We start from the raw sequence: 15,831 nt of genomic DNA on the forward strand, positions 1-15,831 counted from the left end.
TGGTATGCATCAACCCCTAATACTCGATGCTTTTTTAAAAGATGTAGTTCAGTTACAACCTCAATTAACCCTCATTTCAGGTGATCTGACTCAACGGGCAAAGAGTCATCAGTTTGAGCTTTTGCAATCGTTTCTTGATCAGTTACCAGGCACTGTTCTCGTGGTTCCTGGTAATCACGATGTACCGCTATATAATTTCCTTACACGCCTGATGAATCCTTTTAAAGCGTATGATCATTATGTGAAGGAGCGATTTAAAGCGGAGTTTGTTAATGATGAAGTTGCAATTTTAGGTGTAAACAGTGTTAATCCTTTTAAGGTGAAAGAAGGGAAGATAAAATCAAACACGTTAGAAATAATTAATAATTTTTTCACTGTAGAAGGTAAAAATTTAAATATATTATTTTTTCATCATAATTTTGATCATATTGCAGGTTTACACAAGCCTCTAAAAAATGAAGAGCAGTTTTTACGATATTTAAAAACAAGCAATGTGGATATTGTGTGTACAGGACATCTTCATTACGCCAATGTAGGAATAATCAAGAAAAATAATGACAAGGTCTGTTCAGTTTTGCATGCTGGCACTTTGTCATGCAGTAGACGAAAAGATAAGATGAATAGTTATTTTGTAATTGATGTGAATGCAAAAGCATGCTCTGTGGATTGGCGTGTGTTTAAAGAGAATCAATTTGAGCTTCATAGAACTTATACCATGAAGCTCGATGATAAGAGATTAAACTGGAATAAGAGTGAAACACCTCAAGCAAAGAAATTTACTGACTAATCCAGTCACGGGCAGGTAAAAAGTCTGTATAAAGCTTCTCTTCGGGGCTTCCCTTTTCAGGATGCCAATTATAGTGCCAGTGCACTTCCGGAGGAAGGGACATCAAGATGGATTCTGTTCGACCTCCCGATTGCAAACCAAATAAAGTGCCACGGTCGTAAACGAGATTAAATTCTACGTAGCGGCCACGTCGATAAAGTTGGAATGCTTTTTCTCTTGGGCCGTACGCCATTTCTTTTCTTTTTTTGACGATAGGCTCGTAAGCTTTAATGAAGTGGTCACCAATACTTTTCATAAGCGCAAAGCTGTTATCAAAACCACCTTCATTAAAATCATCAAAAAATAATCCCCCGATACCTCTTGCTTCATGCCGATGCTTAAGATAGAAGTATTGGTCACACCAGGCCTTAAATTTAGGGTAAATTTCTGCTCCAAAGGGTTGGCATGCATTAAAAGCCATCTGATGCCAGTGTTTGCAATCTTCAATAAATCCATAGTAGGGCGTTAAGTCAAAACCACCACCAAACCACCATACTGGTTCACAGTTCTCTTTTTCAGCGATAAAAAAACGGACGTTAGCATGAGAAGTTGGAACATAAGGATTATCAGGATGAATCACCAATGAAACTCCCAGGGCATGAAATTGACAACCCGCTAATTCCTCACGATGTGCTGTCGCAGAAGCAGGAAGCTTATCACCAGATACATGGGAAAAATTAACCCCAGCTTTTGCAAAGACTTTCCCTCCGGCAAGAACTCGCGTAATACCACCGCCTCCTTGGGGTCTAACCCAACTATCTTCTAAAAATCGGTTTTGACTATCCAACTCTTCGAGTGATTTGCAAATCGAATTCTGTAGAGACAAAAGATAGGACTTAACTAATTCAATTGCATTGGCGGGTAATTCATTGATTTTTTTCATCATGTACTCCTTATACGTGAAGCAATCGAGCATGTTGCCTCAGCGATGCAGTGATTTTACTGCCTCAAGGGAGCTAAATACAGAGAGATTAAGTTAAAAACCCCCTATTTTACAGCATAATTTTCATTAAATTTAAAATTATTGGCATGCGATTTGCTTTATTGCAGTTGATAGTAAAAAGGGAGTTTTGATATGGCCTTTGATTTAGATAATTACCTTGGAGTTCATGCCAAGGCACTCGTGCTCCGTGAGCAGCGTGCTACACAACTTGCTATGAATATGGCAAATGTAAATACCCCCAACTACAAAGCGAAAGATATTGATTTTAAAAATGCTTTGTCGAAAGCAATGGCTGGCGCATCTCAAGAAATGACGGTCGATAAACCGAATCATATTCTTGGCCAGGATGATTTTGAGGGACAACTTAAGTACCGCAATCCAAGCCATGTAACTCTCGACGGTAATACGGTGGACAAAAATTTGGAAGCGACTGAGTTTTCACGAAACGCATTGTCTTATCAAGCCAGTTTAACCTTTCTGGATAGCAAGATTAAGTCCATGATCACGGCGCTAAAAGGGGAGTAGTGATGTCTTTAAATAATATATTTGATATTGCAGGTTCTGCGCTTGTTGCTGAAACATCCCGTTTAACGACAAGCACCAGTAATATGAGTAATGCAAATGTGGTTACGGGTAATCCTGACGACACGTATAAAGCACAATATCCAGTTTTCAGAACGGTTCAGGATGAAGCGCAGTTGTGGATGGATAATCAGGTTAAAGCCGGAGTAGAAGTAAGCGCTATTTATGAAAGTGAGGCTGAAGCAATTAAACAATACGATCCTAACAATCCGCTTGCCGATGCGGATGGGTATGTTTATGCACCCAATATCAATTATGTGGCTGAAATAGCGAACATTATTTCTGCCTCTAAAGCCTATCAGATGGATTTGGAAATATTAGGTACGTCAAAACAACTCATTCAACGCACCTTACAACTTGGACAGTAAGAGGTAATCAATAATGACAATGAATTCAGTAAATGGAGCAAACTCTTTGATGGGGCCAGCAGCAACCGCACCGAAGAAAAGTCTGGGACAAAGTGATTTCTTACGGCTAATGATTGCGCAAGTTCAGAACCAAGACCCCTTGGAGCCGCAAACCAATGGGGAGTTTCTCTCTCAATTAGCACAATTTAGCACCAATGACGGGATTACCAAAATGCAAGAATCCATTCAAAATCTGGCGTCTTCCCTGCAATCTAACCAGGCTCTTCAAGCCTCAGCGTTAGTGGGACGTAAAGTATTGGTCAATAGTAATGTTATGAATCTTGGTCAAGAGGGTGAGGCAAAGGTTGCCGTAGATGTTCCAGCAAGTGTCGATAACCTGGCAGCCGCGATTTACTCCGAGTCAGGTGAATTAATTCGAACCATTCCTTTAGGTCAACGTAGTGTAGGACTTTTTGAGTTTAATTGGGATGGACTTGATCAAAAAGGGGAGAGGGTTGCTGCTGGAAAATATACGGTTAAAGTCAATGGTATTTATTCCGGTAAGGAAGTGGCTTTAAAAACAATGACAGCAGCTAATGTGGATAGTGTTAGCCTTGGACAAAACGGCGAAGGTGTAAAACTTAATGTCGCTGGTATTGGTTCGGTATCATTAAACGATGTTAAACAGATTACTGCGTAGTTAATGATCACTAAACATGAAAAATTGATTAAAATATAAATAATGTCAGAATTTGTAATCTGCCATTAACTCAAGCTGAAATTGCAAACTTGAGGATTACTGCAGGAGGCAATCATGGTATTTGGAACAGCACTTAGTGGTATTCAGGCGGCCAGTAAAGATTTGGATGTCATTGGCAACAACATTGCAAATTCACCAACAATAGGATTTAAAAGTTCACGCGCCGAGTTTGCAGATGTATATGCCACAGGAACCTATGGTGGTGGGGGCAATGCTGTTGGAAGCGGTGTGCGTCTTTCCCGGGTACAACAAAATTTTGGACAGGGTAATTTTACTTTTACCAATAATAGTCTTGACCTTGCAGTCAGTGGCTCTGGTTTCTTCGTTTTAAATGATCAAGGTTCAAATCTATATACCAGGGCTGGTTCGTTTGGATTAAATACTGAAGGTTTTATCGTTAATGCTAATGGGCAAAATCTAACAGGGCTTCTTGCCGATGCAAACGGTAATATCACCAATGTATCCGGCAATCTGCAAATTAGTACAGCAAATATCAATCCCAATGCTACTACTACAGTAGCAAGTGGTGTCAATTTATATTCCAAAAGCACACCACCTACAGTCGATTGGTCGGGTGGGGCAACACCGGCTCAAGATACTTATAATAATTCAACCTCAACAACAATTTATGACAGTTTGGGGAACTCTCATGTACTGTCCATGTATTTTATTCACGCCGATGCATCGGCTGCAGCGGGTGCCCCTAACGCATCTACGCCGCCTGGTACGCAAAATCAATGGTATGTTGCGTTTCAACTTGATAATCAAAATTTACCAGCAGGTGCAGGTGCTAACACAGCCACTTTATATCGTGTAAATTTTAATAGTGATGGCTCGTTTAACAGTGCGTTGGACACGGCTAACAACCCTTTACCCAATAATTTGATCCCACTTTCTATGGCACTATCCAATGGTGCTGATCCGCTAAATTTTAATGTCGACTTTTCCAACAGCACACAATTTGGGAGTCCTTTTGCTGTCCAATCCAATGTTCAGAATGGATATACAACCGGGCGTTTAGATGGTTTGGACATTGACGAAGAAGGGGTTTTGTTTGGACGTTATACCAATGGCCAATCCAGGGTTATGGGGCAAATACAGCTTGCCAATTTTGCTAATCCTGATGGTTTGCAATCAATGGGCAATACGAACTGGGCTGAAACGTCTGCCTCTGGCCAGGCATTAGTTAGTAATCCAGGCACAGCAAGCCTTGGTCTTATACAATCAGGTGCTTTGGAAGAGTCCAATGTTGATTTAACCGGAGAACTTGTTAATTTAATTGGTGCCCAAAGGAATTTTCAGGCGAATGCGCAAACTATTCGCACAGCGGATGCAGTGACCCAAACAATTATTAATATTCGGTAATTGTTATCAAATACCCTGAGCGAATACCCATCACTTTATCCTGAAAGCGCAGCGACTTGAGGGATCTTGGAGATGAAGCAACTGACAAGTGGGGAGATTCTTCGCTGCGTTCAGAATGACGTTATTACGTTCAGAATTTTGTAGTATCAAAAGAGGTGAAACAATGGAACCTGTACTTTACAATGCTATGCATGGCTCGCAAACTGATTTTAAAAAACAAGCGGTTAGTTCTAACAATTTAGCCAATATAAATACACCAGGATTTAAAGCAGATATAGCCCAGTTTGAATCCATGTATGTGACTGGCTCGGTGGAGACTGCGGAAGCTTTTGTTGTTGAAGGCGAGAATGGAACTAATTTTACCGATGGCGAATTAATAGCCACTGGAAGGGATTTGGATGTTGCTGTACAGGGAGGTGGTTGGTTTGCAGTTCAGGGTGCCGATGGGAAAGAGGCTTATACGCGTGCAGGGGATTTTCATTTGACTGAAAATGGGATGTTAGTTACGGCCGGAAACAAACCGGTTCTAGGAGATGGAGGACCTATCTCTATTCCGCCAGCGCAGCGTATTGAAATCGGTAATGATGGGACAATTTCTATCGTTCCTTTAGATGGTGACCCTAATGCTTTGGCTGTCATTGAGCGACTGAAATTGGTAAAACCAGATTCTAAGAATTTAATAAAAGGTGTTGACGGCTTAATGAGGTTGAGACAAGGAGGAGTTGCCCCCACTGATGCTTCCGTTGTAATTATAAAGGGAACGCTGGAGGGAAGTAATGTCAATGCCGTGGAACAAATGGTTGGTTTAATTTCCACTGGCAGGGAATTTGATGCACAAATGAAGGTTATCCAAGTAGCGGATGAAAATTCACAAAAGTTGGCACAACTATTGCAGTTGTGATTTTGAGAGCCTAATAAAAATAATAACAAGGAAAGGCTATGGAACCAGCATTATGGGTTAGTAAAACCGGTCTTGATGCACAAGATAAAAATATTGCGAACATCGCAAATAACCTGGCTAACGTCAACACTACTGGCTTTAAAAAAGGAAGGGCGGTATTTGAGGATTTAATCTATCAAAACTTGCGACAAGCGGGAGCCCAGTCTACCCAAAACACCGAAATACCTACTGGGATTAACATGGGTACAGGGGTACATATGGTGGCTACCCAGAAAATTTTTAATCAAGGTAGCATTCAGAATACCCAAAATCCTTTGGACGTCGCTATCCAAGGGCGTGGTTTCATAAGAGTATTATTGCCTGATGGTACTGAAGCTTTTACCAGAGACGGTACATTACAAAGTGATGCCCAGGGACAACTTGTCACGGCTAACGGGTATGTTATACAACCACCCATTACAATTCCTGAACAAACTTTAAGTGTCACTATTGGTACTGATGGAACAGTATCGGCTTTGATAGCTGGTAATAATATACCCACTCAGATTGGAACATTGGAATTAACTGACTTTATTAATCCCGCAGGTTTACAACCAATCGGTCAGAATCTTTTTGTAGAAACCGTTGCGAGTGGTCCAGCTCAGACAGACATTCCTGGTAATTCGGGATTGGGAACTCTTTTACAAGGCTCATTAGAAGCTTCAAATGTAAATGTTGTTGAAGAGCTAGTAAATATGATACAAGCACAACGAGGTTATGAAATCACCGCGAAAAGCATTCAAACCGTAGATAATATGTTGCAATATTTAGTACAAACTGTGTAGCAGGAAGCGGACAATGAAGGTTCGACGATTTTTACTGGGGGTGGGGATTATTTGCCAATTAGCAGGGTGTGAGGCTTTATTTCCTCCTTACCCAGGTACTCAACCTGATTATGCACCTACTTACCCCACCGGTCCTGATCCAAAACAAACACGTCATATCAATGGTGCTATCTATAACGCGGAAACGGCACTACCATTGTTTGAAACACCTCGTGCAAGACATCCAGGGGATATTGTGACTGTGATGTTGATTGAAAAAACAGATGCCCAAAAACGTGCCATTACTCGTCAACGAAAAAATGACAAAGTCGAAATATTTAACGCCAGCTTTGCAGGAAGACCTATTGCTTTAGGTGGCGGCTATAGCATGGATTTTGATCTTGATGCCAAACGTAGATTTGAAGGCGAGGGACAATCTGTACAAAATAATAAATTGGCTGGAAGTATTTCAGTAACAGTAGCTAAGGTTCTTTCTAACGGTAATATGGTTGTTCAGGGGGAAAAATGGATTCATATTAATCAGGGTAGTGAGTTTGTTAGACTATCAGGAATAATTCGTCCCCAAGATATTCGACCTGACAATACCATTACTTCAGACCGAATTGCCAATGCAAGAATTGCTTATGGTGGTACGGGGCAGATTAATAATACAAATGCTCAAGGTTGGTTTTCACGCTTTATTTGGGGACCTTTATTTCCTGTTTGAAAGTTATGAGGATGGTTTAAATCGATGCGTAAAGGTATCGCAGTTTTTTTACTCGTGTTTACTTCCTATTTGGCAGGAACCTTTTGCTATGCCGAACGCATTAAAGACATTGCAACCCTGGCTGGCGTAAGGACAAACCAATTGGTTGGTTATGGGCTTGTGGTGGGGCTCGATGGAACAGGGGATCGTACCGGAACACGCTTTACTGAACAAAGTTTTACCAATATGCTGGTGCAGCTAGGTATTAATATTCCGCCCGGGACAAAACTGAATTCTAAAAATATTGCTGCGGTTATGGTGACTGCCAATTTAAGTACTTTCATGAAAAAAGGGCAAACTCTGGATGTGAATGTTTCTTCTATTGGAGACTCCAAAAGCCTTCGAGGGGGCACTTTGTTGATGACGCCTTTAAAAGGGGCTGATGGCCGTGTCTATGCGATGGCCCAGGGCAATATTACAGTGGTTGCTTTGGCTGTCAGTGGTGAGGATGGTTCAAGTGTCACAGTCAATGTTCCCAGTGGTGGGCGTATTGCGAATGGGGCGACGGTGGAAGTGGATATTCCCAACCCGTTTTATTTTTCAAGAACATTAACTTATAACCTCCATAGTCCGGATTTTACTACATCCAAACGCATGAGTGACGCCATTAATGAACTTATGGGTCCAGGAACCGCGCACCCCATTGATGCTGCGTCTGTGGAAGTAACGGCACCCAAATCAGCTGCCCATCGTGTTGATTATGTGTCTGTGCTTGAAAATATAGAATTTACACCAGGAGAGGCCGAAGCAAAAATTATTATTAACCCACGCACAGGGACTGTGGTTATTGGCCAAAAAGTGCTTGTCAAACCGTCTGCTGTCTCTCATGGCAATTTAGTAGTAACCATTAGCGAGAATCCTATTGTTAGCCAACCCAATCCTTTTGCGACCGGTCGAACTGTCGTTGTACCCGATACGCAAATTAATGTGGAGCAAAAAAATAACCGTACTTTCCTGTTTGCTCCAGGGGCATCCCTGAAAGATCTTGTTAAAGCAATAAACGCAGTTGGTGCTACTCCAGCCGATTTGGTAGCAATCCTGGAGGCTTTAAAGCAAGTTGGCGCACTAAATGCAACGATAATCATTATTTAACCAGGATGGTTGATATGGCAATTGATGGCATCGCTGTAGGTGATTTTAAAAATTTGCAACATTTAAAACAACAAGCTCAAGCTGATGGGCAAAAGGCGTTGCCGGCAGTCGCCAAGCAATTTGAGGCAATTTTTTTACAAGCCATGCTTAAGAGTATGCGAATGGGAGGGCAATATTTTCTGGATGACTCAAGTCCATTTAAAAGCGATACGGCCTCTACCTTTCAAGACATGCTTGATGGACAGTATGCCAGCAACATTGCCAATGGTCAGGGTATAGGTCTTGCTGCCATTCTGGCAAAGCAGTTAGGACAAACCCAGGCTCCAGCTGATACTCCTAAAAAATCAGTTGAGCAGTCACTATTAGCCTCCCGTATTACTCCCCTAGATAATCACAACGGGCGAGAAGATACTCCAAGAACAGCAGCAACTATCGATGAGTTTGTAAAATCTATTTGGCCCTATGCCCGACAAGCGGCTAATTTATTAGGGCTCGATCCTAAGATACTAATGGCACAAGCAGCATTAGAAACGGGTTGGGGACAATTTGTAACTCGAGGTAGTGATGGCATTAGCAGTAATAATTTATTTAATATTAAAGCAACCTCTAATACTGAAAATACGGTTGAAACTAAAACAACGGAATATATTGCCGATACACCTATTAGGATGAATGCCAGTTTTCGAAGGTATCCATCGATTGCACATAGTTTCAGTGATTACGTAGCGTTAATTCAAGGCAATAGTCGCTATGAGGCTGCTTTGGCAAATACGAAAGACCCTCAGCGTTATGTCGATGAATTACACCGTGCAGGTTATGCCACTGATCCTAATTATGCCTCTAAAATTATGGCAATTTACCATGGTGATGAATTGCAACAGGCACTAGAGCGAAATGGGTTTTTAATGGAGTAAGCGCTTAAATTACATTTTCGCATGGAAAATATTGGAAGGGAGTATGAAGCATGTCAGGGATTTTAAACATTGCAGCATCAAGCCTTAGTGCATTCCAACGGGCACTTGAGGTGGTTGGTAATAACATTGCCAATGTGAATACGAGAGGTTACTCAAGACAAACCGCCCAATTTACTCCAACCCCTTCTCACCGTTACGCAGGTTCTTTTATTGGAACTGGTGTTACGGTATCTGGAATTAAACGCAATAATGATCAATTTGCTACCCGTCAGGTCAGAGAGACGTTGACTACTAAAACAGAATATGACACGTTTTATCAGCAAGCCTTGCAAATTGATAAGCTTTTATCTCAGGAAGGAACAAGCATTTCAACAAGCATGCAACAGTTTTTTAATGCTTTGGCGCAATTGAATGAGGCTCCTGACAGTATCGCGTCAAGGGGAGTGACGTTAAAACAAAGTGAACTATTAGTTGATCAATTCAATTCACTACAATACCGTCTGGATGAGTACCAACAAAACAATACACTACAGATAAAAGAAGCAATTGATAGCATCAATCAAATTACTGCTAATATTGCCCAAGTTAATCAACAATTGGCTGGAATGCGTGATTCACCAGAGTTACTCGACAAACGGGATGAGTTGTTGCGGGAATTATCCCAATATGTCGAAGTTACGGTTGTTAATCAAGGTGATACAGGCATCAGCGTTGCAATTGGTAGTGGTGAAATGCTGGTAATGGGTACAGAGTATCGCGAACTTACCATTGAAAATAACACCACAGGTCAAAATGGAACCATAATTACTGTAGATAACGGTGCGGGCCCAACAGAAGTTACTAAAAATCTACAGTCGGGAATGTTGGGCGGATATTTAAGTTTTGAAGAGGATATTCTTGGGCAAGCAAGCCAGCTATTGGGGCAAATGGCGATAGGACTTGCCGCACGATTTAATGCACAACATCATTTAGGTATGGACATGAATAGTCAAATTGGTAAAGACTTCTTTACTGATTTCAATTCCTCGGCTTTACAATTGGCACGCTCAATACCTTCCTCTGATAATACAGGCTCTGCAGTTCTATCTGTTGCCATATCCGATGTTGCCCAGACGAAACTAAGTGATTATGAACTTTTAGTCACCGATGCAGGCACTAATGAAATAAGATTGATTCGAAAATCAGATGGTCAGTCAACGACGTTAAATTGGACCGATACACCGCCAACACCACCAGCAGGACAAATCATGATTGATGGCATGACAATTACTGTTGATAACGTGGGTAACTTAAACAACGATGACCGGTTTACACTAATGCCGACTCGGGGGGCTGCTCGTGATCTTAAGTTGGCTCTTAATGATGTTCGTGAAATTGCGTTTGCATCCCCGGTACGTATACAAACTTCCTTGGCGAATACAGGAAATGGTCGTATTGCCTTAGGAGAAATAGTTAATACTACAGCAGTAGAGAAAGAATTTCGTATCGATTTCATTTCAGACACCCAGTACAACCTTGTTAATGTAACAGACAGTGTCACGACAGGTCCTTTTGTTTTTATCCCAAATACTGACAACACCGTTTTAATTCCGGATGCCGTTACACCTTCTTATTCGATTGTGCTGTCCGGGATTCCAAAGTCAGGGGACAGTTTTTCTTCCTCTTTTAATAGTGGCGGAATAGGGGACAATAGAAATGGTTTGCAATTAAATGCGCTACAGCGAGATAAAATATTTGAAGGGAATACGGAAAGTTTGTTTGATAGATATTCTAATTTAATCGCACAAGTAGGCGGGAAAACTTACCAATCTAAACTTCGCAGCGATGCTGCCGATATACTACATCAACAGGCTGTTGAGTTTCGCGAAAGTAAAAGTGGTGTGAATTTGGATGAAGAGGCTACAAATTTATTACGATTTCAACAAGCGTACCAGGCTGCAAGTCAAGTTATGGCGATTTCAGGTCAAATGATGGATATCTTATTTGCTGCAATGAGGTGATTATGCGCATTTCAACCAATCAAATTTTTATGCGAGGCCTCAATAATATGTTGGCCCAACAAATGGAAACCTTAAAATTACAGCAACAAATGTCATCGCAAAAAAAATTACAATCTCCTTCTGATGATCCTATCACTGCTTCTAAAATTGATTTAATGAAGCAACGCATTAACAGTACAGAGCGGCTGCAAAAGAATCGTGATGCGGCTCTGGGGGCTATAAGCTATGAAGAAAGTACGCTGAGCAATATGATTAATGTGCTGCAGCGTGTTCGCGAAATTCAGGTGCAGGCAGGAAATACTTCTTTGTCAGAGGCTGATCGCAAAGCGTTAGGTGAGGAAGCAGAAAGCTTGTTAGGCCAATTGCAAGGCCTAGCCAATACTCAGGATAGCAATGGATATTATTTATTTAGTGGTGGAAAAACATCCACACAAGCAATAACCCGGGATGTGGGTGGTCAATTCGTTTATAACGGCGATGAAACACAACGATTCCAGGCGATAAGTGGTGGATTGAATGTGGCGGTTAATGATAACGGTTCAGATTTATTCATGCGTATCCCCAATGGGAATGGTTACTTCACTGTAAGCCAAACAGTAACCCCCAATACGGGTAGTGGGACTGTGAACTCTGGAACAGTGGTGGATGTTGCTGCTTATATCCCCGATGACTATACCCTGCAATTTGTTTTAAATTCCACGAATGAGTTGGTAGTATTGATAAGTGGCGTGAACAGTGGGCCGGTTATTCCTCCCACAGGCCTTCCCGATGATGCTCCTTTGTATCAGGCGGGAAATACAGTCACATTCAATGGTATCCAGGTAACAATTACCGGAAATCCCGACGTGGGTGATGCGTTTAGCATTCAACCCTCACAAAATGAATCAGTTTTTTCAACCGTGGACAGGATGGTGGTTAACTTAAAGCGGCCATTTTTGACTGCTGCGGATAAAGCAGTGGTGGAGACTGAAAATCATCAACTTCTTGATCAGCTGGATGCCGCGCTTGACAACATTCTGGCTTTCCAGTCACAAGTTGGGGCTCGTTTAAATCAATTAGATGTTGCGGAACAAGTCAATGGTGATGTGTTACAAACAAGTCAGGAGACATTGTCCTCACTGGAAGATATCAATCTTGCTGAGGTAGCTGTAAAACTTGAACTTCAACAAGTTTATTTGCAGGCAGCCCAACAAACCTTTGCAAAAATTCAAGGATTGAGTTTGTTTGACTATATTTGATGAAAGTCATTCACCTAGATTAATGTAAACGTCCTGAAAAATGATTTGTTATTTTTCAATGATAACGCTAGACTTGCTAACGAGAAGTCCCGGTGGCACAGCTGGATAGCGCAGCCCCCTCCTAAGGGGCAGGTCGGAGGTTCAAATCCTCTCCGGGACGCCAATTAAATAAGGCCTATTCCGAAGACATCGGTTACAAATTATATCGGAAACGTCGATAACACGTTAGGCCTAAAAGGATTGGATAAAGGCTCCAATTTACATGTTTGCTCCTCAAATAACCTAAAGCAAGTAGCTGGTTGCTTGCCACCGGAATAATCGTAACCTAATTATGAACTCTCCTAGCCTGTCATCATCTATTTTGCAAAGTTTAGGAGAGTTAAAAAGAAGTCTTCCCGGCTGCAAGCAGCTGTCTCTTGATCACATCTTTGCCTACGCTTCGCGGCTTGTCCCTGTCTCTTGAACACATCTCTCTGCCGACGCTTTGTCCGCGGGGTCCAGTGATTTAGCGCAGTGCTTCTGGATCCCGCGGACAAAGCCGCGGGACGTCGGAAAGCAAAGCTGAACCAGGTTTTCAGAGATGTGTATAAGATTCAGCTGCAAGCAGCAAGTAGCCCGGTTGCTTGCAACCGGGGGAAGTCGTTCCCATAAAGCAGCCTTTCAGAATCTATTTTGCAGGATTTATCAGTTAAATAGAAGTCTTCCCGGCTGCAAGCAGCCGGGCTACGGGTTACGTTATATGAACATTAATTAATCAGTTCTTGTTATAATCTGGTATAATTAACAAAAGATTGAATAGGAATGCAAGCTTTATATTGAGGCGTTAAGTTAAAGTGGAGTTTTTATGCAAGAATACCCAGGAGATACCTCTGAAGATAGAGCGCTAAAATTTGAAATACAGACTTTTTCACACAATATTAATAGTATTTTAAACGCTTTGCAGACTCATATAGAAGAGCAACTGAAGCGTTATAAAGATAAAAATGAACGCTATGAATTAAACAGTATTGATAAAGTTACTCAATACACGGCGTTAAAAAACGAGTTACAAAATCTAAGCGAAAAGTTACAGCCTATAAGGATTATCCATCAAGATGAACAAGAAGAATGGCTATCAGATGTAGTCAATTTACTAAATAAAACGGCTGAAGTTTCCCAGATACGTCGTAACAGTTTTTGGGACAAAATTAAACAAATGATGACGGGCGAAAAAGTTGAAGTAAAATCCTGGAGTAGCTTCAAAGAACGTTTTCAAAAACTAAAAAAAGATATTGAGCATGAAAAGTTAAAAGAGGCTGTTGAAGGCGCAGTCAAACATGAAACAGAATCTAATAATAATTCATCTCTTAAATTATAATGAGCAAAAGCCTAACCTAATTCACCTAATTGCTCGTAGTCGAATCAATATATTTTGCTATTCTGCGAATGCATTTTTTAATGCTTCAACCTTATCAATAGCAATGGGTTTATTTCGATTAATATCCACGCACACCACAGTATTTATCCCGCGGCACATGAGTGCGCCTGCTGAGTTGTAAAGCGACTGCGTAAAAATTAATTTTAATCGACCTTCTTTCGCTATTGTTGACGTGACTTTAAAACGTTCAAATGCCCGCAATGGTTTTAAATACTGCAAATTGGCCTGTGACAAAACAAGGTTTATTCCCTTATTGCTTAATTGAATCCAGTCAGCCCCGAGGGCATGTAAATGTAATGTTCTAACATGATCAAAGTAACATAAATAATGAGAGTTATTTACTATTCCTTGCGCATCAATTTCATGAGCTCTCACCTCACTTTCCCAGATAAAATTTATCATTCATATCTCGTAAATCTATTAATGGCTTATAGCCTTTTTTTAAATGTTCCTTATGAAATTTGCAACAGGGACTACGTTTGTACTGATTTTTATTGTGTAAGTGATTTAGGATGTGTGCAGCACAAAATTAGAATCGTGTCATTGCAAACGACTATGAAAAAATTTTGTCCTACACAGAGAAATTTGAGCACGTGCTATGAATTTAATATTATTTTAATAATTTATTAATACAATTGTATTAAATTTTATCTACGGAATTGTTATGAAAAAATCACACTCAACAAAACCTACTCCGCAAGAAATTTCTGCAGCTGTTAAAACCGGAATGAGCGCTTGCATGAGTTTTTATGAGACTATTGCAAAAGAAATACCTTGGGATGTCCGTTGCCATTCGGATTACCGTGATGTCAATCGTGAGACTGCAGAAAAATCCGTGATAGAGAACGTTTCTAGGGTGCTTTTCAGAAATTCTTCAAGAGATGGACATCTGGCTGTCACTACATTAAATAATAAAAAAGAGCCTAAACACTTTCTTTTATCTAATCAAGAACTTAATGAGAGAACAGCGGGATGTAAATACTACAAGGTAAATATGGGTGATGTCATTGTAGAGTTAACCCAGATGTTTGTCTCAACAGCGCGGACAAAATATCAGGATTTTATTTTGCGGGGAATAGATCAACGAATAGAAGCAGTTAAAGAAGAGCTTCGTCAACAACAGAAAAAATTGGTAGAGAAATTTATTGTTGAAGATGATGATGAAAATAACGCTTATGAAATGAAGTGATTAAGTTAAGTAATCAGAAGCTATTTTTAACTCATCCTGTAAAGGAAAAAGTTGTATTCTGGTATGAATTAGAAGCCACCCATACAGATGGAAATTTTTGTTAGCAATATAAACTACTTGGGCTGTCTATTTCTTAAGGAATCTTCGACTTCAGAGGAAGGAACTGTAAGCGTTCCATATTGTTTCTTCCAGTCTTCAATAAGGCGAGCCGTTCTCGGAGCATCATCAGGATTTTGATTTTGTTCGGATTTAAATACCAAACGATGTTGATTGATGGTCTTTTGATTTTTTCCATTCTCATCGGTTAGCCAAGATTCAATCAACTTGTTAATATTTTCACCTTCATTCTCTTGTAGTTTGTTCTTTAGTGCTTGCAGAGCAGCAACTTTTGCTTGTGGACTGCGCATGAATGGATTCCGGCTTGAATTTAGGCTATCAATATGTTTTTGAATGTCTTCCAGAAGATCAGAGATTGTTTTTTCTTTTGTTCTTGCATTCTGCAATTGGGCTCTCATATCCTGTGTTACCTTAGGAGACATAATAGTGGGTTTAGCATTATAGGTTTGCGTGCTAGTATGCTTAACAGTTTGTGGCTGAGTTGGGGTGCTTTGAACAGAAACTTGGGATTCTTTCAGTTGATGTTTTTCTGACTGAGGCCTGGGTAGTGAGGAATTACTAGCCTGAAGTT

General features: G+C 40.7%; 17 protein-coding genes and 1 tRNA gene. 15 read left to right on the forward strand and 3 right to left on the reverse strand.

Going from position 1 to position 15,831, the window contains the following annotated elements:
- The first annotated feature begins 4 nt into the window (after positions 1-4).
- Positions 5-787 (forward strand): metallophosphoesterase family protein, encoded by a 783-nt coding sequence (locus tag Ljam_RS02325; RefSeq protein ID WP_238583677.1) that lies wholly within the window; start codon positions 5-7, stop codon positions 785-787.
- Here Ljam_RS02325 and hemF read toward each other — a convergent pair.
- Positions 777-1,709, reverse strand: coding sequence for an oxygen-dependent coproporphyrinogen oxidase (hemF, locus tag Ljam_RS02330; protein ID WP_058448529.1), 933 nt, complete (start codon positions 1,707-1,709; stop codon positions 777-779). The genes Ljam_RS02325 and hemF overlap by 11 nt on opposite strands.
- 192 nt (positions 1,710-1,901) lie before the next feature.
- Here hemF and flgB point away from each other — a divergent pair, with 192 nt between their 5' ends.
- The 13 genes from flgB (at position 1,902) to Ljam_RS02395 (ending at position 13,894) form a co-directional block, all read left to right on the forward strand.
- On the forward strand, positions 1,902-2,294 hold the full coding sequence (gene flgB / locus Ljam_RS02335) for a flagellar basal body rod protein FlgB (protein ID WP_058448530.1): 393 nt from the start codon (positions 1,902-1,904) through the stop codon (positions 2,292-2,294).
- A 2-nt stretch (positions 2,295-2,296) separates the two neighbouring features.
- Entirely contained in the window at positions 2,297-2,719 is a 423-nt protein-coding gene (flgC, locus tag Ljam_RS02340) for a flagellar basal body rod protein FlgC (protein ID WP_058448531.1), read from the forward strand.
- A 13-nt stretch (positions 2,720-2,732) separates the two neighbouring features.
- Positions 2,733-3,398, forward strand: coding sequence for a flagellar hook assembly protein FlgD (locus Ljam_RS02345; protein ID WP_058448532.1), 666 nt, complete (start codon positions 2,733-2,735; stop codon positions 3,396-3,398).
- 114 nt (positions 3,399-3,512) lie between these two features.
- Positions 3,513-4,823: a flagellar hook protein FlgE gene (gene flgE, locus Ljam_RS02350; RefSeq protein WP_058448533.1), complete on the forward strand. Its 1,311-nt coding sequence runs from the start codon at positions 3,513-3,515 to the stop codon at positions 4,821-4,823.
- A gap of 163 nt (positions 4,824-4,986) precedes the next feature.
- Positions 4,987-5,724 carry a flagellar basal-body rod protein FlgF gene (gene flgF / locus Ljam_RS02355; protein WP_058448534.1) on the forward strand — a complete coding sequence of 246 codons (738 nt, stop codon included), beginning with the start codon at positions 4,987-4,989 and terminating at the stop codon, positions 5,722-5,724.
- 38 nt (positions 5,725-5,762) lie between these two features.
- Positions 5,763-6,548 carry a flagellar basal-body rod protein FlgG gene (flgG, locus tag Ljam_RS02360; RefSeq protein WP_058448535.1) on the forward strand — a complete coding sequence of 262 codons (786 nt, stop codon included), beginning with the start codon at positions 5,763-5,765 and terminating at the stop codon, positions 6,546-6,548.
- A 13-nt stretch (positions 6,549-6,561) separates the two neighbouring features.
- A complete protein-coding gene (locus Ljam_RS02365) occupies positions 6,562-7,254 on the forward strand; it encodes a flagellar basal body L-ring protein FlgH (RefSeq protein ID WP_058448536.1) in 693 nt (230 codons plus the stop codon).
- 24 nt (positions 7,255-7,278) lie between these two features.
- Positions 7,279-8,385, forward strand: coding sequence for a flagellar basal body P-ring protein FlgI (locus tag Ljam_RS02370; protein WP_058448537.1), 1,107 nt, complete (start codon positions 7,279-7,281; stop codon positions 8,383-8,385).
- 14 nt (positions 8,386-8,399) lie between these two features.
- Positions 8,400-9,299 carry a flagellar assembly peptidoglycan hydrolase FlgJ gene (flgJ, locus tag Ljam_RS02375; protein WP_058448538.1) on the forward strand — a complete coding sequence of 300 codons (900 nt, stop codon included), beginning with the start codon at positions 8,400-8,402 and terminating at the stop codon, positions 9,297-9,299.
- A 50-nt stretch (positions 9,300-9,349) separates the two neighbouring features.
- Positions 9,350-11,299, forward strand: coding sequence for a flagellar hook-associated protein FlgK (gene flgK, locus Ljam_RS02380; RefSeq protein WP_058448539.1), 1,950 nt, complete (start codon positions 9,350-9,352; stop codon positions 11,297-11,299).
- Between the two features lie 2 nt (positions 11,300-11,301).
- The gene (flgL, locus tag Ljam_RS02385; protein WP_058448540.1) at positions 11,302-12,537 is read left to right on the forward strand and encodes a flagellar hook-associated protein FlgL; all 1,236 of its coding nucleotides are present in this window, start codon (positions 11,302-11,304) and stop codon (positions 12,535-12,537) included.
- An 86-nt stretch (positions 12,538-12,623) separates the two neighbouring features.
- Positions 12,624-12,700: transfer RNA gene (locus Ljam_RS02390), tRNA-Arg, on the forward strand.
- Between the two features lie 681 nt (positions 12,701-13,381).
- Positions 13,382-13,894 (forward strand): hypothetical protein, encoded by a 513-nt coding sequence (locus tag Ljam_RS02395; protein ID WP_058448541.1) that lies wholly within the window; start codon positions 13,382-13,384, stop codon positions 13,892-13,894.
- A gap of 57 nt (positions 13,895-13,951) precedes the next feature.
- Here Ljam_RS02395 and Ljam_RS02400 read toward each other — a convergent pair whose 3' ends face one another.
- Positions 13,952-14,356 carry an acyl-CoA thioesterase gene (locus Ljam_RS02400; RefSeq protein WP_058448542.1) on the reverse strand — a complete coding sequence of 135 codons (405 nt, stop codon included), beginning with the start codon at positions 14,354-14,356 and terminating at the stop codon, positions 13,952-13,954.
- A 262-nt stretch (positions 14,357-14,618) separates the two neighbouring features.
- Between Ljam_RS02400 and Ljam_RS02405 the strand changes: the two genes are divergently transcribed.
- Complete coding sequence (locus Ljam_RS02405; protein WP_058448543.1) at positions 14,619-15,143, forward strand: hypothetical protein; 525 nt, start codon at positions 14,619-14,621, stop codon at positions 15,141-15,143.
- A gap of 113 nt (positions 15,144-15,256) precedes the next feature.
- Here Ljam_RS02405 and Ljam_RS02410 read toward each other — a convergent pair.
- Positions 15,257-15,831 (reverse strand): hypothetical protein (locus Ljam_RS02410; protein ID WP_193786977.1); only part of this gene is annotated, 575 nt, incomplete at its 5' end.

It is taken from the genome of Legionella jamestowniensis, assembly GCF_001467745.1.
In the GTDB taxonomy this organism is placed as follows: Bacteria; Pseudomonadota; Gammaproteobacteria; order Legionellales; family Legionellaceae; genus Tatlockia; species Tatlockia jamestowniensis.